The following is a 24,049-nucleotide window of genomic DNA, read 5'->3' as shown; positions in this document are numbered from 1 at the left end:
CAGCAGCGCCCGCCCGCCGCCCGCGTGACGCCACCGCGGTCGGCGGGGCCAGGCGTGCCCTGCCCTCACGCCTGCCCACTCTTCTGGAGGTACCCCCATGTCCCGTCGCGACGGCGACGTCCTTCCGCTGACAGCCGCCCAGCGCGAGATCTGGCTCGCCGAACAGAGTTCCCGGACGCCGATCCCGGGCTACCGCGTCGGCGAGTGCCTGGAGATCCACGGGCCGGTGGACCGGGAGCTGTTCGAGACCGCGCTGCGCCGGGTCGTCGACGAGGTCGACGCCCTGCACGTGACCTTCGTCGACGGCGGCGACGGCCCGCACCAGGTCCTCCGGGAGAGCTGGGACTGGTCGCCCGCGCACCTCGACCTCAGCGGGGAGCCCGACCCCCGCGCGGCGGCCATGGCGTGGATGGAACGGGACCTGCTGCGCCCGCTGGACCTCGCCCGTGACCCGCTGTTCGGCCACGCGCTGATCAAGGCGTCGCCGACCGAATTCCTCTGGTACCTGAACTACCACCATGTCGTGCTGGACGCGATCAGCAGCTCCATGCTCCGGCAGCGGGTCGGCGAGGTGTACTCGGCGCTCGCCGACGGCGACGCCGCACCGCCGTGCCCCTTCGGCTCGCTACGGGACCTGGTCGACAGCGACGCCGCCTACCGCGCGTCCGCCGACTTCGCCGCCGACCGCTCCTACTGGACCGAGCGCCTCGCCGACCTGCCCGCCCCGACCCGGCTCACCGACACCTCCGTGACTGACCCGCACCGCGCCCTCCGGCTGGCCGAGGAGCGGGAACTGCGCCGCCCGGACGCGCTGCGGGCGGCGGCGGATCGCTCCGGCGTCCGCTGGTCCCGGTTGGTGATCGCGGCGACGGCGCTCTATGCCCACCGGCTGACCGGCAACCGGGACGTGGTGCTCGCCATGCCCGTCACGGCCCGTCGAGGCGGCGACCGGGACCTACGGGCGGTGCCCGGCACCATGTCCAACGTGGTGCCGCTGCGGCTGACAGTGCGACCGGACATGCCGTGGGGCGACCTCGTGGCCCAGGCGGCGCGGGAGGTCGAACGGGCCGTCGCGCACGAGCGCTACCGCAGCGAGGACCTGCTGCGCGACCTCGGCGCCCCGGGCAGCATCGGCACGGCGTTCCCGCTGATCGTCAACATCATGGCCTTCAACTCCCGGCCGAGCTTCGCCGGGCACCCCGCCGACGTGCACCACTTCGTGTCCGGGTCGACCACCGACCTCGCCGTCTGGGTCTTCGACTACCGGGACGGCAATCCGCCGTTGCTCCGGCTGCACGGCTCGCCGGAGGCGTACGGCGACGGCGACCTCGCCGACCACCAGGAGCGGCTGCTCGCGCTGCTGGACACCCTCGCGGACTGCGACCCGGACGAGCCGGTGGGCCGGATCGAGCTGCTCACCGCCGAGGAGCACCGCGAACTGGCGGTGCTCGGCACCGGGCCGGTGGCGCCGGCCCCGGCCACGACCCTGCCGGAGCTGTTCCGGGAGCACGTACGGGCGACCCCGGAGCTGGTCGCGCTGGTCTGCGGCGACCTCTCGCTGACGTACGCGGAGCTGGACGTGCGGGCGAACCGGCTGGCGCACGCGCTGATCGCCCGGGGCGCCGGCCCGGAGCAGCGGGTCGCGGTGGCGCTGCCGCGCTCGGCCGAGCTGGTGGTGGCGATCCTCGCGGTGCTGAAGACCGGCGCGGCTTACGTCCCGGTCGATCCCGAGTACCCGGCTGCCCGGATCGCCTACCTGCTCGACGACGCCCGGCCGGCCCTGTTGGTCACGGACTCCCGCAGCGAGGGGCGGCTGCCCGGGGCCGGGGCCGGGTCCGTCGACCGGCTGGTGCTGGACACCGTCGACCTGGACGGGCTGCCGGACACCGACCCGATGGTGACCGTCGACCCGGGCCACCCCGCGTACGTCATCTACACCTCCGGTTCCACCGGGCGGCCCAAGGGGGTGCTGCCGACCCACGGCGGCCTGCTCGACCTGCTCACCGACCACCGGCAGTCCGTGTTCCGGCCGGTGCTCGACCAGCGGCGGCGGCTGCGGGTCGCGCTGACCACCTCGGTGTCCTTCGACGCCTCGCTGAACCAGCTGCTCGCCCTGTTCGGGGGCCATGAGCTACACGTCCTGGACCATGCGACCTGGACCGACCCGGACGCCTTTGTCGACTACGCCGCGCGGTGCGGGCTGGACTTCGTGGAGGCCACCCCGTCCTACCTTCAAGTCCTCCTCGCCCAAGGGTTGTTGAGCGATCCCGAGCGGCGCCCGGCGCTGGTCGCGGCCGGAGGCGAGGCCGTTCCGGAGCGGCTCTGGTCGGAGCTGCGGGCAGCGGAGGGGGTGCACGGCCTCAACCTCTACGGGCCATCTGAATGCACCGTCAACTCGGTTGTCGGGAAGTTGGATTCGAGCCCGCGCCCGGTGATCGGCCGGCCCGTGACCAACGCCCGGCTGTACGTGCTCGACGGGGCCCTGCGTCCGCTGCCGACCGGCGCGGCGGGTGAGCTGTACATCGCGGGCGCGGGCCTGGCGCGCGGCTACCTCAACCGGCCGGGGCTGACCGCCGGGCGGTTCGTCGCGGACCCGTTCGGCCTGTCCGGCACGCGGATGTACCGCACCGGGGACCTGGTGCGCTGGGACGCCTCCGGCAACCTGGAGTTCCTCGGCCGCACGGACGACCAGGTGAAGATCCGCGGCTTCCGGGTGGAACTCGGCGAGATCGAGGCCGTCCTGGCGGAGCACCCGCAGGTGGCCCGGGCCGCCGTCGCGGTGCGCACCGAGGAGGAGCCCCGGCTGGTCGCCTACGCGGTGCCCGAGCCCGGAGCCGGGCTGACCGAGACCACCCTGCGCGACCACCTGCGGGACCGGCTGCCCCGGCACATGGTGCCGGCCGCGTACGTACTGCTGGACGCGCTGCCGCTGACCCCGAACGGCAAGCTCGATAGGCGGGCCCTCCCGGCCCCCGACCGGCAGCCCGCCGAGCCGGGCCGGGCCCCGCGCACCGCGACCGAGCACCTGCTCGCGGGGCTGTTCGCCGAGGTGCTCGGAGTCTCCGAACCCGGGCTGGACGACAGCTTCTTCGACCTCGGTGGGCACTCCTTGCTGGCCACCCGGCTGGTCGCCCGGGCCCGCTCGATCCTCGGGGTGGAACTGCGGCTCGGCGACCTGTTCGACGCGCCGACGGTGGCGGAACTGGCGGCGGCCGTGGACGTCGCGGGCCGGGCACGCCCGGCACTGGGGCGGCGGGAGCGGCCGGAGACCGTGCCGCTGTCGTTCGCGCAGCGGCGCCTGTGGTTCCTGCACCGGATGGAGCCCGCCCAGAGCGCGACGTACAACATCCCGCTGGCGCTGCGGCTGAATGGAAGCCTCGACCAGCGGGCCCTGGAGGCCGCCCTGGCGGACCTGGTCGAGCGGCACGAGAGCCTGCGCACCGTCTTCCCGACGGTCGACGGCGTGCCGTGCCAGCGGGTGCTGGACCCCGAGGAGGCCCGACCGCGGCTGCGGGTGACCGAGACCGCCGAGCGAGAGCTGCCCGAGCGGCTGGGGCATGCGGGCCGGCACGGCTTCGACCTCGCCGAGGAACCGCCGCTGCACGCCGAACTCTTCCGGGTGGCGGCCGAGGAGCACGTGCTGTTGCTGGTGGTGCACCACGTCGCGGCTGACGGCTGGTCGATGGGGCCGCTCTCGCGGGACCTGACGACCGCCTACGCGGCCCGCGCCGAGGGCGCGAAGCCGGAATGGTCGCCGCTGCCCGTCCAGTACGCCGACTACGCCCTCTGGCAGCGGGAGCTGCTCGGCGACGGCGCCGACCAGGACAGCCTGCTGAGTAGCCAACTCGCCTATTGGCGCGAGCAGTTGGCTGACCTGCCGGAGCAGATCGAGCTGCCGTTCGACCGGCTCCGCCCGGCTGCGATGTCCTACCAGGGTGCCCACCTGCCGGTGCGGATCGATGCCGAGCTGCACCGGGGCCTGCGCGCGCTCGCCCGGGACGGCGGGGCCAGCCTCTTCATGGTGCTCCAGGCAGGGCTGGCCGCCCTGCTGGGCAAGCTCGGCGCGGGCAGCGATGTGCCGATCGGCACCCCGATCGCCGGACGCACCGACGAGGCCGTGGACGAGTTGGTCGGCTTCTTCGTCAACACCCTGGTGCTGCGCACCGACCTGTCCGGCGACCCGTCGTTCACCGAACTGCTCGGCCGGGTGCGCGCCGACGCGCTGGCCGCGTACGCCCACCAGGACGTGCCGTTCGAGCACCTGGTGGAGGCGCTGAACCCGACCCGGACGCTGGCGCACCACCCGCTGTTCCAGACCATGCTCGCCCTCCAGAACACGCCGCTCGGCACCTTCGAGCTGCCGGGGCTGCGGGTGGCGACCGACCTGGTCCACACCGGGACGGCCAAGTGCGACCTGACCTTCATCCTGGCCGAACAGCCTGGCGAGGACGGGCTCTCGGGCGTCCTGGAGTACAGCACCGACCTGTTCGACGCGGCCACCGCCGCCGGGATCGTCGAGCGGTGGCTGCGACTGCTGCGCGCCGTGGTCGCCGACCCCGGCCGGCGGATCGGCCGGGTGGACGTGCTGTCCGCCGAGGAGCTGAGCGCGCTGCTCCCGGCCCGTACCGACCGGGGCGAGCGGCTGCCGGGGAACGGTCTGACCGAACTGTTCGAGCGGCAGGTGCGGGCGAACCCGGCCGCCGTCGCCCTGACGGACGGCGAACTCTCCCTGACTTACGGGGAGTTGAACGCCAGGGCGAACCGGCTCGCGCACACCCTGATCGACCGGGGAGTGGGCCCGGAGCAGCTCGTCGCGCTGGCCCTGCCGCGCTCGGCGGAGCAGGTCGTGGCGGTGCTCGCCGTACTGAAGGCCGGCGCCGCGTACCTCCCGGTGGACCCGCGGTACCCGGCCGCCCGGATCGCCTACCTGCTCCAGGATGGCCGGCCCACGCTGCTGGTGACGTCCGGCGCGGTCGGCGAGCTGCCGGGAGCGGACGGTGTGGACCGGCTGCTGCTGGACACCGTCGACCTGGCCGGACAGCCGGACACCGACCCGCCGGTCGCGATCGACCCAGGCCAGGCGGCCTATGTCATCCACACCTCCGGCTCCACCGGCAACCCCAAGGGCGTCGTGGTCCCGCACGGCAACGTGGTGCGACTGTTCGACACCACCCGGGGGCTGTTCGGCTTCACCGCCGAGGACGTCTGGACGCTCTTCCACTCCTATGCCTTCGACTTCTCGGTGTGGGAGCTGTGGGGCCCGCTGCTGCACGGCGGCCGGCTGGTGGTCGTCGACCACGAGACCAGCCGCTCGCCCCACCGGTTCCTGGAACTCCTCGCCCGCGAGCGGGTGACGGTGCTCAACCAGACACCCTCCGCCTTCTACCAGCTGATGCAGGCGGACCAGGAAGTGGGGCCCGAACTCGCCCTGCGCACCGTGGTGTTCGGCGGCGAGGCGCTGGAGCACGCCCGGCTCGCGAGCTGGTACGAGCGGCACCCGCAGGACGCGCCGCGGCTGGTCAACATGTACGGCATCACCGAGACCACCGTGCACGTCACCCACGCCGCCCTCGATGGCTCCGGCGCCGCCGCCGGGCAGATCGGCACGGCCCTGCCGGACCTGCGGACGTACGTGCTCGACGGCGGGCTGCGCCCGACGGCCCCGGGCGTCGCGGGCGAACTGTACGTCGCGGGCCCAGGCCTGGCCCGCGGCTACCTGAACCGGCCCGGCCTGACCGCCGAACGGTTCGTCGCCGACCCCTTCGGGCCGGCCGGCTCCCGGATGTACCGCAGCGGTGACGTGGTCCGCCGGGCGGCGGACAACAGCCTGCGCTATGTCGGCCGGGCCGACCAGCAGGTGAAGGTGCGCGGCTTCCGCATCGAGCTCGGCGAGATCGAGGCGGCGCTCGCCGCGCACCCCGGTGTCGCCCAGGTCGCCGTGCTGGCCCGGCAGGACCGCGCCGACGACACCCGGCTGGTCGCCTACCTGGTGCCGGCCGCCGGTGCCGCGCCCCGCCCCGCCGAGCTGCGCGGGCACCTGGCCGAGCGGCTGCCGGAACACCTGATGCCATCGGCGTTCGTCCTGCTGGACGCGCTGCCGCTGACCGCCAACGGCAAGCTCGACCGCCGCGCCCTGCCCGTACCCGACCTCGCCCCGGCGGCGACCGCCCGCGCGCCGCGCACCCCGCAGGAGCAGATCCTCTGCGAGCTGTTCGCCGAGGTCCTGGGCGTGGCCTCGGCCGGTGTCGAGGACGGCTTCTTCGACCTGGGCGGGCACTCGCTGCTGGCCACCCGGCTGGCCGCCCGGATCCGGGCGACGCTCGGCGTGGAGATGCCGCTGCGCACCCTGTTCGAGGCACCGACCCCGGCCGGGCTGTCGGCCGCCCTGGTGGCCGCCGGACCGGCGCAGACCGCCCTGGCGCGGCGCGAGCGCCCCGAGATGCTCCCGCTGTCGTTCGCGCAGCGGCGGCTGTGGTTCCTGCACCAGCTGGAGGGCGCCGGCGCGAACTACCACATCTCCCTCGCCTGGCGGCTGTCCGGGGAGCTGGACCGGCGGGCCCTGGAGGCCGCCGTGGCGGACGTGGTGGCCCGGCACGAGAGCCTGCGCACCGTCTTCCCGGCGCTGGACGGCGTGCCGCACCAGCGCGTCCTGAGCGTCGCGGCGGCCCGCCCGCGGCTGCTCGTGAGTCCGACCACCGAGGCCGAGTTGCCGGCCGTCCTGGCGGAGACGAAGGACAGCCCGTTCGACCTGGCGGTGGACGTGCCGCTGCGGGTCGAGCTGTTCGAGCTGGCGCCGGACGACCATGTGTTCCAGCTGGTGCTCCACCACATCGCGGGTGACGGCTGGTCGCTGGGCCCGCTCGCCCAGGGCCTGACCGCCGCCTACGCGGCGCGCTGCCGGGGCGAGGCGCCCCGGTGGGAGGAACTGCCCGTCCAGTACGCCGACTACACCCTGTGGCAGCACGAGCTGCTGGGCGAGGCCACCGACCAGGACAGCCTGTTCGCCCGCCAAGCCGCCTACTGGACACGGCAGTTGGCGGACCTCCCGGAGCGGATCGAGCTGCCCGCCGACCGGCCCCGCCCGGCGGTCCCCTCGCACCGGGGCGGTTCCGTGCTCGCCGGGCTGGACGCCGAGCTGCACCGCGGCCTGCGCGAGCTGGCCCGTACGCACGGGACCAGTCTGTTCATGGTGCTCCAGGCGGCGCTGGCGGCGCTGTTGAGCAAGCTCGGCGCGGGCGAGGACATCCCGATCGGCAGTCCGGTCGCGGGCCGGACCGACCAGGCCCAGGACGAACTGATCGGCTACTTCGTCAACACCCTGGTGTTCCGCACCGACACGAGCGGCGATCCGACGTTCGCCGAGCTGCTGGGCCGAGTCCGGGACACCGCGCTGGCCGGGTACGCCCACCAGGACCTGCCGTTCGAGTACCTGGTCGAGGCTCTGAACCCCGCCCGGTCGCTGTCGCACCACCCGCTGTTCCAGGTCATGCTGGTGCTCCAGAACGCCCCCCGGGCCGAGTTCGCGCCGCCCGGGCTGCGCGTTGAGGACGTGCCGTCGGCGTCGACCACGGCCAAGCTCGACCTGATCTTCACCATGTCCGAGCGGCACGCGCAGGACGGCTCCCCGGAGGGGATCGACGGGTCCGTCGAGTACGCCGCCGACCTGTACGACCCGGCCGCCGTCGAGACGATGATCCGGCGGTGGGAGCGGCTGCTGCGCGCCGCGGTCGCCTGCCCGGGGCAGCGGCTCAGCCGGTTCGGCCTGCTCACCGCCGAGGAGTGCGGCGAGCTGACGGCCCTGGGTACCGGGCCAGCGGCCCGGCCCTACATCGCGAGCCTGCCGGAGCTGTTCCGGGCTCAGGTGCGGTCCGTTCCGGACGCCGTCGCGGTGGTGGCGCCGGAAGCGTCGCTGACCTACGCGGAGCTGGACACGCGGGCCAACCGGCTGGCGCACGCCCTGATCGCGCGAGGAGCCGGCCCGGAGCGGCTGGTGGCGGTGGCGCTGCCGCGCTCGGCAGAGCTGGTGGTGGCGATCCTCGCGGTGCTGAAGTCCGGTGCGGCGTACCTCCCGGTCGACCCGGAGTACCCGGCTGCCCGGATCGAGCACATGCTCGACGACGCCCGGCCGGTCCTGGGGCTGACCGACGCCGCCACCCGGGGCCGACTGCCGGACGGCCCGGCGGGCTCGGCCGGGTGGCTGGTGCTCGACGCGCCGGAGACAGCCGGGCTGGTGGCGGGTTGCCCGGCGACGGACCCGGGGGTGGCCGTCGACCCGGACCACCCGGTCTACGTCATCTACACTTCCGGTTCGACCGGCACGCCCAAGGGTGTGGTGGCGACGCATGGCGGCCTGGCCAACCTGTTCGCCAACCAGTGCCCGCTGGTCTTCCGGACCGGGAAGCGGATGCGGGTCGGGCTGACCACGTCGGTGTCCTTCGACGGCTCCAGCGACCAGCTGTTCGCCCTGTTCGCCGGTCACGAGCTGCACGTCCTGGACGAAGCCACCTGGTCCGACCCGGACGCCTACCTCGACTACGCCGTGCGGGCCGGGCTGGACACCGTCGGCGGAACCCCGTCCTACCTCCAAGTCCTCGTCGAGCACGGCCTGTTGGACCACCCGAACTGGCGCCCGGCGATGGTCGGGTTGGGTGGGGAGGCCGTGCCGGAGCAGCTCTGGGAGCGGCTGCGGGCGGCCGACGGGGTGTTCTCCCTGAACTACTACGGGCCGTCCGAGTGCACGGTCGACTCGGTCTTCGCGCCGCTGGAGTCGAGCCCGCGCCCGGTGATCGGCCGACCGTTCGGCGGCGTGCGGCTGCACGTGCTCGATGCCTCGTTGCAGCCGGTGCCCGCTGGGGTGCCAGGCGAGCTGTACATCGCCGGTGCGGGCCTGGCCCGCGGCTACCTGAACCGGCCGGGGCTGACCGCCGGGCGGTTCGTCGCGGACCCGTTCGGGCCGTCCGGCACGCGGATGTACCGCACCGGGGACCTGGTGCGCTGGGGCGCCTCCGGTGACCTGGAGTTCCTTGGCCGCACCGACGACCAGGTCAAGGTCCGGGGCTTCCGGATCGAACTCGGCGAGATCGAGGCGGCCCTGGCGGAACACCCGCAGGTCGCGCGGGCCGCCGTGATCGTCCGGCAGGCCCGGGCGGAGGACCGGCGCCTGGTCGCCTACCCGGTGCCCGTCGCGGGGGCGGAACTCCAGCCGGAGGCGCTGCGGGCGCACCTGCGCGAGCGGCTGCCGGACTACATGGTCCCGGCCGCCTTCGTGTCCCTGGAGAACCTGCCGCTGACGGTCAACGGCAAGCTGGACCGGCGCGCTCTGCCCGAGCCGGTGTACGCCGCGGCAGGGGCGGGCCGGGCCCCGCGCACCGCGCAGGAGCAGGTCCTCGCCGAGCTGTTCGCCGAGGTGCTGGGCCTGCCCCGGGTCGGGGTCGACGAGGACTTCTTCGACCTCGGCGGGCACTCGCTGCTCGCCACCAGGCTGGTCGCCCGGGCGCGCGCGGCCCTCGGGGTGGAGGTGGAGCTGCGCGCCCTGTTCGAGACGCCGACCGTGGCCGGGCTCGCCGCCGGACTCGCCGGGGCCGGCCGGGCGCGGCTCGCGCTGCGCCGCGCGGAGCGACCCGGCACCGTGCCGCTGTCGTTCGCGCAGCAGCGGCTGTGGTTCCTGCACCAGCTGGATGATGCCGGCTCGGTCTACAACATGCCGCTCGCCTGGCGGCTGTCCGGCGAACTCGACCGGGCCGCCCTGCACGCGGCGCTCGGCGACGTCGCCGCCCGGCACGAGAGCCTGCGCACGATCTACCCCCAGGTCGGCGGGGTTCCCCACCAGGACGTACTGGAGGCCGAGGCCGCCCCGCCGGGGCTTTCCGTCACCCGAGTCGGCGAGGCGGAGCTGCGGGAGTCGCTGGAGGCAGCGGCGGCGCGGGGATTCGACCTCGCGGCCGAACCGCCGCTGCGCGCCGAGCTGTTCGAGCTCTCCGCCGACGAACACGTGCTGCTGCTGGTGATCCACCACATCGCCGGTGACGGCTGGTCGCTGGGCCCGCTGGCCGCCGATCTGGCCACCGCCTACGCGGCCCGCCGCCGGGGCGAGGAACCGGGGTGGGCGCCACTGCCCGTGCAGTACGCCGACTACACCCTGTGGCAGCACGAGCTGCTCGGCGAAGCGGGTGACCAAGGCAGCCTGTTCGCCCGCCAGACGGCCTACTGGAAGCGGACGCTGGCCGACCTGCCGGAGCAGATCCGGCTCCCCGCCGACCGCCACCGCCCCGCGACGCCCTCCTACTCCGGCGGCCACCTCTCGGTCGAACTGGACGCGGACCTGCACGCCGGGCTGGTCCGGCTGGGCCGGGAGCACGGCGCCAGCGTGTACATGGTGCTGCAGGCCGCCCTGGCCTCGCTGCTGGACAAGCTCGGCGCGGGCACCGACATCCCGGTCGGCAGCCTGATCGCCGGCCGGACCGACCAGGCGCTGGACGGGCTCGTCGGTTTCTTCGTCAACACCCTGGTGCTGCGCACGGACACCGGCGGCGACCCGACCTTCGCCGAGCTGCTGGGCCGGGTCCGGGAGGCCGCGCTCGGCGCGTACGCGCACCAGGACCTGCCGTTCGAGCAGGTCGTCGAGGCCCTCAACCCGTCCCGGTCGCTCGCCCGCCAGCCGCTGTTCCAGGTGCTGCTGGCGCTGCAGAACACGCCTCGCACGGACTTCGCGCTGAGCGGGTTGCGTTCCGAGATCCTTCCGGTGCGGACGCCCACGACGATGTTCGACCTCGGCTTCCACCTGTTGGAACGTGGTGGCACCGGCGGGTCGGCCGAGGGCATCGTCGGGCGGGTCGAGTACCGCACCGACCTGTTCGACCAGGCCACGGTGGAGGCCCTGTTCGCCCGGTGGCTGCGGCTGCTGGCGGCGGTGGTCGCCGAGCCGGAGCTGCCGTTGAGCCGGATCGACGTGCTCACCGCCGAGGAGCGGCACGAGCTGCTGGTGGCGCGCAACGACACCGCCCGCCCGGTCCCGTCCGCCACGCTGCCGGGGCTGTTCGAGGCGCAGGTCCGGGCGACCCCGCAGGCTCCGGCGGTGGTGTTCGAGGACACGACGCTGACGTACCGGGAGCTGAACCGGCGGGCCAACCACCTGGCGCACGCGCTGATCGCCCGAGGCGTGGGGCCGGAGCAGGTCGTCGCGCTGCGGCTGCCGCGCTCGGCCGAGCTGGTGGTCGCCGTCCTCGCGGTGCTCAAGACGGGTGCGGCCTATCTGCCGGTCGACCCGGACTACCCGGCCGCCCGCATCGCCTTCATGCTGGAGGACGCGCGGCCGGCCGTCGTCCTGGACGACCTCGCGGCCGTGACGCCGGCCGGGGAGTGGCCGGAGCACGATCCGGCCCTCGCCGTGGACGCGCGGCACCCGGCCTACGTCATCTACACCTCCGGCTCCACGGGCCGGCCCAAGGCCGTGGTGATGCCCGCCGCCGGGCTGCTGAACCTGCTGGCCTGGCACCACGAGGCCGTCGGCGGCGAACCCGGCACCCGCACCGCGCAGTTCACCGCGATCAGCTTCGACGTCTCGGTGCAGGAGCTGCTCTCCGCGCTGCTCTACGGCAAGACGCTGGCGGTGCCGACCGAGGAACAGCGGCGCAGCGCCGAGCAGTTGGCGCACTGGCTGGACCGGCACGAGGTCGGCGAGCTGTTCGCGCCCAACCTGGTGGTCGAGGCGCTGGCCGAGGCCGCCGAGGAGGCCGGGCTGGAGCTGCCGAGCCTGCGGCTGGTCGCCCAGGCCGGCGAGGCGATGCGCCTCGGCGGCGCGGTGCGCCGCTTCCAGGCCCGCCGACCGGGCCGGGTGCTGCACAACCACTACGGGCCCGCCGAGACCCATGTGATCACCGCCTACCCGCTGCCGGCCGACCCGGCGGACTGCCCGCTGCCGGTGCCGATCGGCCGTCCGATCGCCAACTGTCGTACCTACGTGCTGGATTCCGCGCTGCGGCCGGTCGCCCCCGGGGTGACGGGAGAGCTGTACCTGGCGGGGACGGGACTGGCCCGCGGCTACCTGAACCGGCCGGGGCTGACGGCGAGCAGGTTCGTCGCCGACCCGTACGGTCCGGCGGGCTCGCTGATGTACCGCACCGGCGACCTGGCCCGCTGGGGTGCCCACGGCGAGCTGGAGTTCGCCGGCCGGGTGGACCACCAGGTGAAGGTGCGCGGCTTCCGGATCGAACCGGGTGAGATCGAGGCCGAGTTGACCGCCCACCCGGGCGTGGCCCAGGTCGCGGTGCTCGCCCGCGAGGACCGGATCGTCGCATACGTCGTTCCGTCGGCCGGGACCGGGACGACCGCGCCGGCGCTGGCGACGTACCTGCGCGAGCGGGTGCCGGATCACCTGGTGCCGTCCGCGTTCGTCCTGCTGGACGCGCTGCCGCTGACGCCGAACGGGAAGCTGGACCGAGCGGCGCTGCCCGCGCCCGACTTCGGTTCGACCGGGACCGGGCGGGCGCCGCGCACCCCGCAGGAGCAGATCCTCTGCGAGCTGTTCGCCGAGACGCTCGGGGTGGCCCGGGTCGGGGTCGACGAGGACTTCTTCGAGCTGGGCGGGCACTCCCTGCTCGCCACCCGGCTGGTCTCGCGGGTCCGGGCGACCCTCGGGGTCGAGCTGGAACTGCGCAGCCTGTTCCGGACCCCGACGCCGGCCGGACTGGCGGCCGGGCTTCAGGGCGCCGGTACCGCGCGGCAGGCCCTGGTGCCCCGGCCCCGCCGCGAGCCGATGCCGCTGTCCTTCGCCCAGCGCCGGCTCTGGTTCCTCCAGCAGTTCGGCGCGCCGAGCGCCACCTACCACATGCCGCTGGCCTTGCGGCTGTCCGGCGACCTCGACCGGGCCGCCCTGAGCGCCGCGCTCGCGGACGTGGTGGCCCGGCACGAGGCGCTGCGCACGGTCTTCCCGCACCTCGCCGGAGTCCCGTACCAGCGGGTGCTGGACGCCGCCGAGGCCGCCGTCCCGCTGACCGTGCGCGCTGCCGGGGAGGCGGAACTGCCCGCCCTGCTGCGCGAGGCGGCGGTTCGCGGCTTCGACCTCACCTCGGAAGTGCCGCTGCGGGCCGAGCTGTTCGTGGTGACGGAGAAGACCGACGAGCACGTGCTGCTGCTGGTGATGCACCACATCGTCGGGGACGGCTGGTCCATGGGCCCGCTGGCCCGCGACCTGGCCACCGCCTACACCGCCCGCCACGGCGGCGGGGCGCCGGCCTGGCCGCCGCTCCCGGTGACGTACGGCGACTACACCCTGTGGCAGCACGAACTCCTCGGTGACGAGCAGGACTCCGACAGCCTGTTCGCCCGGCAGGTCGGCTACTGGAGCGAGGCGCTGGCCGGGCTGCCCGAGCAGCTGCGACTGCCCGCCGACCGGCCGCGCCCGGCCGCCCTGACGTACGGCGGCGACCTGCTGGAACTCCGGATCGACGCCGAACTGCACACCGCGCTGGCGGGGTTGGCGCGCCGCTCGGGCGCGACCCTGTTCATGGTGCTCCAGGCCGCGCTCGCCGCGCTGTACACCCGGCTGGGCGCGGGGACGGACATCCCGATCGGGAGTCCGGTCGCGGGGCGCACGGACGAGGCGCTGGACGACCTGGTCGGATTCTTCATCAACACGCTGGTGCTGCGGACGGACACCAGCGGTGATCCGTCGTTCGCCGAATTGCTGGGTCGGGTGCGGGAGACCGCGCTGTCGGCGTACGCGCACCAGGACGTGCCGTTCGAGCATCTGGTGGAGGCGCTGAACCCCGCCCGCTCGCTCTCCCACCACCCGCTGTACCAGACCGGGTTGGTCGTGCAGAACGCGCCGGGCGGCGACTTCGAGCTGCCGGGCCTCCAGGTCTCCGGAGTGACCGTGCTCACCGGGACGGCGCGGCTCGACCTGACCTTCGGGTTCGCGGAGGAGTACGGGCCCGACGGCGAGCCGGCCGGGCTCAGCGGCGCGGTCGAGTACAGCACCGACCTGTTCGACCGCGCGACGGTCGAGGCCTTGGCCGCCCGGTGGACCAGGCTGCTGGCGGCGGTCGCCGCCTCCCCTGACCAGCCCATCGGCGGGATCGATCTGCTGTCCGCCGAGGAGCGGCGTGAGCTGCTTCCCGCTGTCGACGGCGAGAAGGCCGCGGTGAGCCTGCCGGAGCTGTTCGCGGAGCGGGTGGCGGCGGCGCCGGACGCGGTCGCGCTCGTCCATGGGGATGGTGAGCTGACGTATCGTCAATTGAACGGCCGGGCGAACCGGTTCGCGCATGCGTTGATCGCCCGGGGTGTGGGGCCGGAGCGGCTGGTGGCGGTGGCCCTACCGCGTTCGGTGGAGTCGGTGGTGGCCGTCCTGGGGGTGTTGAAGGCCGGGGCCGCGTACCTGCCGGTGGATCCGGCGTACCCGCAGGCGCGGATCGACTTCATGCTGGACGATGCCCGGCCGGCGGTGGTGGTCGACGATCCGGCGATGGTCTCGGACGGGGACTGGCCGGAGACCGATCCGGGTGTCGTGGTGGACGTCCGGCACCCGGCGTACGTGATCTACACCTCGGGTTCGACCGCCCGCCCCAAGGGCGTGGCCGTGAGTCACAGCGGAGTGTCCGGCCTGGTGGCGGCGCAGGTCGAGCGGCTCGGCGTGGCGCCGGGCAGCCGGGTGCTCCAGTTCGCCTCGCCCAGCTTCGACGCGTCCTTCTGGGACCTGTGCAGCGCCCTGCTCACCGGTGCCGCCCTCGTCCTGCCCCCGGCCGGGGACCCGCTGGAGGCCCTGACGGACGACCGGCTGGACGTCACCCACGTCACGCTGCCGCCGTCGGCCCTGGCCGCCCTGCCGGAGGGCTCGGTGACCGCGTCGACCCTGGTGGTGGCGGGCGAGGCCTGCGCGCCGGAGTTGGTCGCCCGCTGGGCGCCGGGCCGGCGGATGATCAACGCGTACGGTCCGACGGAGACGACGGTGTGCGCGACGATGAGCGACCCGCTGGCCCCGGGGGCGGGCGTGCCGCCGATCGGCCGGCCCGTGGCGGGCTTCCGGGTGTACGTGCTGGACGAGCGGCTGCGCGTCGTGGCGCCGGGAGTGGCGGGGGAGCTGTACGTGGCGGGCCCGGGCCTGGCTCGCGGCTACCTCAACCGGCCCGGTCTGACGGCCGGGCGGTTCGTCGCCTGCCCGTTCGGCCCTTCGGGCGCCAGGATGTACCGCACCGGCGACCTGGTGCGTCGGCGCAACGACGGCGAGCTGGAGTACCTCGGCCGCGCCGACGACCAGGTGAAGGTGCGCGGCTTCCGCGTCGAACTCGGCGAGGTTGAGGCGGCCTTGGCCGACCACCCCGCGGTCGCCCAGGCTGCCGTCCTGGCCCGCGAGGACCGGCTCGTCGGCTACGCGGCGGTCCGTCCCGGCGCGGCCGTCCGGCCGGCGGAGCTGGCGGCGCACCTGCGCGACCGGCTGCCCGACTACCTGGTCCCGTCGGCGTTCGTGGTGCTGGACGCGCTGCCGCTGACCCCGAACGGGAAGCTCGACCGAGCCGCTCTGCCCGCGTCGGAGGTCGCGACCACGGAGGCGGGCCGGGCGCCGCGCACCCCGCAGGAGCAGATCCTCTGCGGCCTGTTCGCCGAGGTGCTCGGTGTGCCGCAGGTCGGGGTCGACGAGGACTTCTTCGACCTGGGCGGGCACTCCCTGCTCGCCACCCGGCTGGCCGCACGGGTGCGTTCGGTGCTCGGCGTGGAGCTGGGGCTGCGCGCGCTGTTCCAGGCGCCCACCGTGGCGGCCCTGGCCGAGGTGCTGGCCGGGGCGGGCCACGCCCGCCCGGCGCTGACCGTGCACGAGCGGCCGGACGCGGTGCCGCTGTCCTTCGCCCAGCGCCGGCTCTGGTTCCTGCACCGGATGGACGGCAGCGCGGCGACCTACCACATCCCGCTGGTGCTCCAGCTGACCGGGACGCTCGACCGGGCTGCGCTGGACGAGGCACTGACCGACGTGGTGGCCCGGCACGAGAGCCTGCGGACGGTGTTCCCGGAGGTCGACGGCGTGCCCTGCCAGCGCGTCCTGGACCCGGCAGGGGCCCGGCCCCGGGCGCGGCTGACCGAGGTGTCGGAGAACGAACTGTTCGATCGGCTCGCCGAGTTCGCCCGAAGGCCCTTCGACCTGGCGGCCGAACCTCCGCTGCGGGCCGGCCTGTTCGCGCTCGCGGGCAAGACCGATGAGCACGTGCTGCTGCTGGTGATGCACCACATCGCCGGGGATGGCTGGTCCACCGGCCCACTGGCCCGGGATCTGGCCGAGGCGTACGCGGCCCGGTGCGAGGGCCGGGCGTCGAGCCGGCCGGCGCTGCCGGTGCAGTACGCCGACTACACCCTGTGGCAGCGTGAGCTGCTGGGTGATGCGGCCGACCCGGAGAGCCGGTTCGCCGAGCAGCTCGGCTACTGGAAGCGTCAGCTGTCCGACCTGCCGGAACTGATCCAGCTACCGGTCGACCGCCCCCGGCCGGCCGTCGCCGGCTGGCGCGGGGACCACGTCGGCCTGGAGCTGAGCCCCGAACTGCACAAGGCCCTCGCGGAGTTGGCCCGGCGCACCGGGACGAGTCTGTTCATGGTGCTCCAGGCCGCGCTCGCCGCGTTGTACACCCGGCTGGGTGCGGGGACGGACATCCCGATCGGCAGCCCGATCGCCGGGCGCACGGACGAGGCGCTGGACGACCTGGTCGGCTTCTTCGTCAACACGCTGGTGCTGCGCACGGACACCAGCGGTGACCCGAGCTTCGCGGAGCTGTTGGAGCGGGTGCGGGAGACGGCCCTGTCGGCGTACGCGCACCAGGACGTGCCGTTCGAGCACCTGGTGGAGGTGCTGAACCCGTCCCGCTCGCTGTCCCACCACCCGCTGTTCCAGACCATCCTGGCCGTGCAGAACGCGCCGATGGGCCGGTTCTCGCTGCCTGGGATGGAGGTGTCCACCTACGCGGTGGCCACCGGTACCGCCAAGTTCGACCTCGGAGTGAGCCTGGTCGAGCAGTTCGGCCCGGACGGCAACCCGGCCGGGATCGTCGGCGCGGTCGAGTACGCCACCGACCTGTTCGACCGCGAGACGGTCGCCGCCCTGGCCCGGCGCTGGACCCTCCTGCTGGAGGCCGTCACCGCCGACCCGGAGCGGCCGATCGGGGGGATCGACCTCCTCGACGCCGACGAGCGGCAGCGACTGCTGGAGCGGGGCAACGCGACCGCCCTGGAGGTGGGCGCCGTCCCGGTGCCGCAGGCCTTCGCGGACCAGGTGGCGGCGACACCGGACGCGGTCGCTCTCGTCTGCGGAGGCGTCGAGCTGAAGTACCGGGAGCTGAACGCGCGGGCGAGCCGGTTCGCGCATGCGTTGATCGCCCGGGGTGTCGGGCCGGAGCAGCTGGTGGCGGTGGCGCTGCCGCGTTCGGTGGAGTCGGTGGTGGCCGTCCTGGGGGTGCTGAAGACCGGGGCCGCCTACCTGCCGGTGGATCCGGCGTATCCGCAGGCGCGGATCGACTTCATGCTGGAGGACGCCCGTCCGGCGATGGTGGTCGACGATCCGGCGATGGTCTCGGACGGGGACTGGCCGGAGACAGACCCGGAGGTTGCGCTCGACGTCCGGCACCCGGCGTACGTGATCTACACCTCGGGCTCGACCGGCCGCCCCAAGGGCGTCGTGGTCGCGCACAGCGGAGTGGCGAGCCTGGTGGCCGCCCAGATCGAGCGGTTCGCGATCGACCCGGGCAGCCGGGTGCTCCAGTTCGCCTCGCCCAGTTTCGACGCATCGGTGTCGGAGATCTACACCGCCCTGCTGCGCGGCGCGGCCCTGGTGCTGCCCCCGGCAGGGGATCCGGTCGCCGCGCTGACGGCCCCGGGCCTCGACGCCACCCATGTGACTGTGCCGCCGTCCGTCCTGGCCGCCCTGCCGGAAGGCTCGGTGACGGTGTCCACGCTGGTGGTGGCCGGTGAGGCCTGTGCGCCGGAGCTGGTGGAACGCTGGGCGCCGGGCCGGCGGATGATCAACGCGTACGGTCCGACGGAGACGACGGTGTGCGCGACGATGAGCGCCCCGCTGTCGCCGACGTCCGGTGTGCCGCCGATCGGCCGTCCGATCGCCAACGCCCGGGTGTACGTGCTGGACGAGCGACTCCGGCCGGTCCCGCCGGGCGTGCCGGGAGAGCTGTACGTGGCGGGCGCCGGCCTGGCGCGCGGCTACCTGAACCGGCCGGGGTTGACGGCCGGGCGGTTCGTCGCCTGCCCGTTCGATCCTGCGGGCGCCAGGATGTACCGCACCGGCGACGTGGTGCGGTTCCGCACCGACGGCCAGCTGGAGTACCTCGGCCGCGCCGACGACCAGGTCAAGGTACGCGGCTTCCGCGTCGAGCCGGCAGAGGTGGAGTCGGCCCTGACCGAGCACCCCGCCGTCGCGCAGGCCGCCGTCGTCGCCCAGGACGACCGGTTGATCGGCTACGTCGTGCCGCGCCAGGACGACGCCCGGGACGGCGGCCTGGAGGCGGACCACGTGGGCGAGTGGCGGGACATCTACGACGCCCTGCCCATCACCCCCGAGGAGACCGCCTTCGGTCACAACTTCGTCGGCTGGAACAGCAGTTACGACGCCGCCCCGATTCCGGTCGAGCAGATGCGGGAGTGGCGGGACGCCACCGTCGACCGCATCCTGGCCCTGCGCCCCCGCCGGGTGCTGGAGGTCGGCGTCGGCACCGGTCTGCTGCTCTCGCAGGTCGCCCCGCACTGCGCCGCCTACTGGGCGACCGACTTCTCCGCCACCGCGATCGACGCGCTGGCCGCCCAGGTGGCGCGCCGGCCGGACCTGGCCGACCGTGTGGTGCTCCAGACCCGCCCGGCGCACGACACCGACGGGCTGCCGGCCGGGACGTTCGACACCATCGTGATCAACTCGGTGGTGCAGTACTTCCCGTCCGCCGAGTACCTCGCCGACGTGATCGGGAAGCTGACGGCACTGCTCGCCCCCGGCGGCGCGCTGTTCATCGGCGACGTCCGCAACCTACGGCTGCTGCGCCCGTTGGCCACCGCCGTCCAACTGCACCGGAGCGGCGACGGCGCCGACCTCGCCACGGTGCGCCGAGCCGTGGAGCAGGCCCTCCGGGTCGAGAAGGAACTCCTGGTCGACCCGGACTTCTTCACCGCCCTGCGGGAGCACGGCATGGACATCGGCACGGTGGCCGTGGAGGTCAAGCGCGGCCGCCACCACAACGAGCTGAGCCGCTACCGCTACGACGTGACGCTGCACAAGCGGCCCGCCGTGCCGGTCCGGTCGCTGGACCTGGCCTGGGGCCGGGACATCGCCGACCTGGCGGAGCTGCGCGAACTGCTCGGGCGACCGGGCACCGGCCCGGTGCGCCTCACCGGCGTCCCGAACCGCCGCGTCGCCCGCGAGGCCGAGCTGGCCCGGGCGGTGCGCGACGGGGACGGCGCGCTCGCCGGGCTGCTGGAGCGACTGCACGGCCCGGACGGCGGCGACCTGCCCGACCCGGAGGACTTCCACGTCCTCGGCGGGGAGCTCGGCCGCCGGGTGGACCTCACCTGGTCGACCGACGCGCCCGAGGCCCTCGACGTGCTCTTCACCGACGGGCCGGCGGACGCGCCCGTCGAGGCCTACCGGCCGGCCCGGGCCGGCCGGCCGCTGTCCTCGCTGACCAACCGCCCGACCGGCAGCCGGGGCACCGGTGCCCTCATCGGCGAACTCCGCGACTGGCTGCGCGGCCGGCTGCCCGACTACCTGGTCCCGACGGCGTTCGTCGCGCTGGACGCGCTGCCCCTGACGGCCAGCGGCAAGCTCGACCGCCGTGCCCTGCCCGCCCCCGACCTCGGCCCGGCCGCTGCCGGGCGGGCGCCGCGCACCCCGCAGGAGCAGCTCCTCGCCGAGCTGTTCGCCGAGGTGCTCGGGCTGGCCCAGGTCGGGGTCGAGGACAGCTTCTTCGACCTCGGCGGGCACTCCCTGCTGGCGACCCGGCTGGCCTCCCGGGTCCGGGCGACCCTCGGCGCGGAGCTTGAGGTCCGCACGCTGTTCGAGACCCCGACCGTGGCCGCCCTGGCGGCCCGGCTGGACGGCTCCGGCGCGGCGCGGCCCGCGCTGACCACCCGGCCGCGCCCCGAGCGGGTGCCGCTGTCCTTCGCCCAGCGCCGCCTGTGGTTCCTGCACCGGATGGACGGGCCCAGCGCCACCTACAACATGCCGCTCGCGCTGAGCCTGACCGGCGACCTCGACCGGCCCGCCCTGCACGCCGCGCTCGCGGACGTGGTCGCCCGGCACGAGAGCCTGCGGACGGTCTTCCGGGAGACGGACGGCGTGCCGTACCAGGTCGTGCTGAGCGCGTCCGAGGCGAGCCCGGAGCTTCCGGTGGTCACGCTGGACGAGAGCCGACTGGCCGAGCGGCTGGCGGACACGGCCCGGCGCGGCTTCGACCTGGCGGCGGAGCCGCCGATCAGGGCGGAGCTGTACGCGCTCGCCCCCGACCGGCACGCGCTGCTGGTCGTGGTGCACCATATCGCCGCTGACGGCTGGTCGATGGGCCCGCTCGCCGGCGACCTGGCCGCGGCCTACGCGGCCCGGCGCCGGGGCGAGGAACCGCGGTGGTCCCCGCTGCCGGTGCAGTACGCCGACTACACCGGCTGGCAGCGCGACCTGCTCGGCGACGCCGCCGATCCGGACAGCCTGTTCGCCCGGCAACTGGCCTACTGGAAGGAGGAGTTGACCGGCATTCCGCAGCAGCTCCAGCTGCCCGCCGACCGGCCCCGGCCGCCGGTGGCCTCCCAGCGGGGCAGCCAGGTGGCGGTCCGGCTGGACGCTGACCTCCACCGGGCCCTGCGGGACCTGGCCGCCGAGCGCGGCGCCAGCATGTTCATGGTGCTCCAGGCCGGCCTCGCCGCGCTGCTCACCCGGCTCGGCGCCGGGACCGACATCCCGATCGGCAGCCCGATCGCGGGGCGTACGGATGAGGCGCTGGACGAGCTCGTCGGCTTCTTCGTCAACACCCTGGTGCTGCGCACCGACACCGGCGGCGACCCCGGCTTCGCCGAACTGCTCGGCCGGGTGCGGCAGAAGGCGCTCACCGCGTACGACCACCAGGACGTGCCGTTCGAGTACCTGGTCGAGGTGGCCAACCCGGTGCGCTCGCTGGCCCACCACCCGCTGTTCCAGATCATGCTGGCGCTGCAGAACGCGCCGCTCGGCGAGTTCGCGCTGCCGGGGCTGGAGACCGGCCACCTGCCGGCGCCGACCGGGACCTCCCGGGTCGACCTGACCTTCAGCCTGGCCGAGCGGTTCGGCCCGGACGGTGGGCCCGACGGCCTGGTCGGCGCGGTGGAGTTCGCCACCGACCTGTTCGACGCGCCCACCGTGGAGCTGCTGTTCGACCGCTGGGCGCGGCTGCTGCGCGCGGCGGTCGCCGACCCGGACAGGCCGATCAGCCGGATCGACATCATGTCCGGCGAGGAGCGTCACCGGCTGCTGTCCGGGTTCATGGGCGCCGCCGCCGAGCTGCCCGAGGCCGCGGTGCCGGAGCTGTTCGCCCGCCAGGTCCGGGCCACCCCGGACGCCGTGGCGGTCGTGGCCGGTGGCGTCGAGCTGACCTACCGCGCGCTCGACCTGCGGACCGACCGCCTCGCCCAGGCCCTGATCCGCCACGGCGTGCGGCCGGAGACGCCGGTCGCGGTCATGCTGGAGCGCTCCGCGGAGCTGGTCACGGCCATTCTCGCGATCATCAAGGCGGGCGGCGCCTACGTGCCGCTGGACTCGCGCTTCCCGGCGTCCCGGATCGAGCTGATCCTGCGGGAGAGCGGGGCCGCCCTCGTGCTCACCCGGGAGGTGCTGGCCGCCCTGGAGCAGACCGAGCCCGATCCGTCCGCCGTCGAAGTCCCGTGCAATCCAGGGCAGTTGGCGTACATCATGTACACCTCCGGCTCGACCGGGCGGCCGAAGGGCGTGGCCGTCACCCACCGCGACGTGGTGGGCCTCGCGCTCACCCCGGAGTGGCGCGGCGGCGGACACGAGAGGGTGCTGATGCACTCTCCGACGGCCTTCGACCTCTCGACCTACGAGCTCTGGGTGCCGCTGCTGAACGGCGGCCGGATCGTGGTCGCACCGCCCGAGCAGCTCGACCTCGACCTGCTCCAGCACACGGTCACCACGTACGGGGTGACCGGCCTGTGGCTCACCGCCGGGCTCTTCCGGCTGGTCGCCGAGGAGCGCCCCGGCCTGCTCGCCGGGGTGCGCGAGGTGTGGACCGGCGGCGACGTGGTCTCCCCGGCCGCCGTCGCCCGGGTGCGGGCGGCCTGCCCCGGCATCGAGGTGGTCAACGGCTACGGGCCCACCGAGGCCACCACCCTGGCCACCTGCCACCCGGTGGGGGCCCTCTCCGAGGACGCCGCGACCGTGCCGATCGGCGGGCCGATGGCGAACATGCGCGCCTACGTGCTCGACGACCACCTGCGGCCGGTGCCGACGGGCCTGGTCGGCGAGCTGTACCTCGCCGGGGTGGGCGTGGCCCGCGGCTACCACGGCCGGCCCGGCCTGACGGCGGAGCGCTTCACCGCCGACCCGTACGGGCCGCCCGGGAGCCGGATGTACCGCACCGGCGACCTGGCCTGGTGGCGGGCCGACGGGAGGCTGGAGTTCGCCGGACGCGCCGACCACCAGGTCAAGCTGCGCGGCCTGCGGATCGAGCCCGGCGAGATCGAGGCGATCCTGGCGGCCTGCCCGGGCGTCGCCCAGGCGGCCGTGGTCGCCCGCGAGGACCGGCCGGGCGACAAGCGGCTGGTCGCCTACCTGGTGCCCGCCCCCGAGGGGGCGCCCGAGCCGGTCGAGCTGGCCGGCCGGCTGCGCCGCGACCTGCCCGACTACATGGTGCCGGCCGCGTTCGTCTCCGTGGACGCGCTGCCGCTGACCGCCAACGGCAAGCTCGACCGGTCTGCTCTGCCCGCCCCCGAGTACGAGGCGTCGGACGCGGGCCGCGGCCCCCGGACGCCCCAGGAGCAGCTGCTGTGCGGCCTGTTCGCCGAAGTCCTCGGCCGGGAGCTGGTGTCCATCGACGACAACTTCTTCGACCTGGGCGGGCACTCGCTGCTGGCCGCCCGGCTGGCCTCCCGGGTCCGCGAGACCCTCGGCCTGGAGCTGGGACTGCGGATGCTGTTCGAGGCGCCGACCGTGGCCGGGCTCACCGAACGCCTGGTCATGAACGACCCCGACGACGCCCTGGACGTGGTGCTGCCGCTGCGTTCGACCGGGACGGCCACCCCGCTGTTCTGCGTCCACCCCGGCGGTGGCATCAGCTGGTCCTACAGCGGGCTGCTGAACCACGTCGGCCCGCAGCACCCGGTCTACGCGATCCAGGCACGAGGCCTCGGCCGGCCCGAACCCCTGCCGACGTCCTACGAGGAGATGGCGGCCGACTACGCCGACCAGATCCGGAAGATCCAGCCGGAGGGCCCGTACCTGCTGCTCGGCTGGTCCGCCGGCGGGCTGATCGCCCACGCGCTCGCCTGCGAATTGCAGTCACGCGGCGAGCGCACCGCGCTGCTGGCGATCCTCGACGCCTACCCGGTGAAGGACGTGAAGTTCGACGAGGTGCCGGTGCCCACCGAGCGGGACGTGCTGGTCGGGGTGCTCGACGTCGACCCGGACGAGCTGGGCGACCGCGACATCACCTATGCGGAGGTCGCCGAGGTGCTGAACCGGCGGGGCAGCGCGCTGGCCGGCCTGACCGAGCGGCAGGTCGAGGTGGTCGTCCAGATCATGATCAACAACGCGAAGCTGGCGGTCGACTTCGTCCCCCGGACGTTCGACGGGGACCTGCTGCTCTTCAACTCCACGATCGACCGGAGCGCCGAGGACAACGCCGGGCCCGCGATCTGGCAGCCCTACGTCACCGGCCGGATCGAATCGCACGAGGTCACCACCCGGCACAACCGGATGACCCAACCCGGCTCACTGGCCCAGATCGGACCGGTCCTGGCCGCCAGGATCGCCGAGGCCGCCGGTGAAGCCGGCACGACCGGCGACGCCACTGTTTCCCACTACCAGGAGGACTGACCC

1 protein-coding gene is annotated in these 24,049 nt (G+C 74.4%); it reads left to right on the top strand.

The window, feature by feature from the left end; genetic code table 11:
• Nucleotides 1-97 precede the first annotated feature (97 nt).
• Entirely contained in the window at nt 98-24,046 is a 23,949-nt protein-coding gene (locus QWJ13_RS30460) for a non-ribosomal peptide synthase/polyketide synthase (RefSeq protein WP_316528536.1), read from the top strand.
• Nucleotides 24,047-24,049 lie beyond the last annotated feature (3 nt).

The sequence above is a fragment of the Kitasatospora brasiliensis genome (assembly GCF_032654805.1).
GTDB classification, from domain to species: Bacteria; Actinomycetota; Actinomycetes; order Streptomycetales; family Streptomycetaceae; genus Kitasatospora; species Kitasatospora brasiliensis.
The sequence above is the reverse complement of the archived record's forward strand: the minus strand, read 5'-3'. Positions and strand labels throughout refer to the sequence as shown.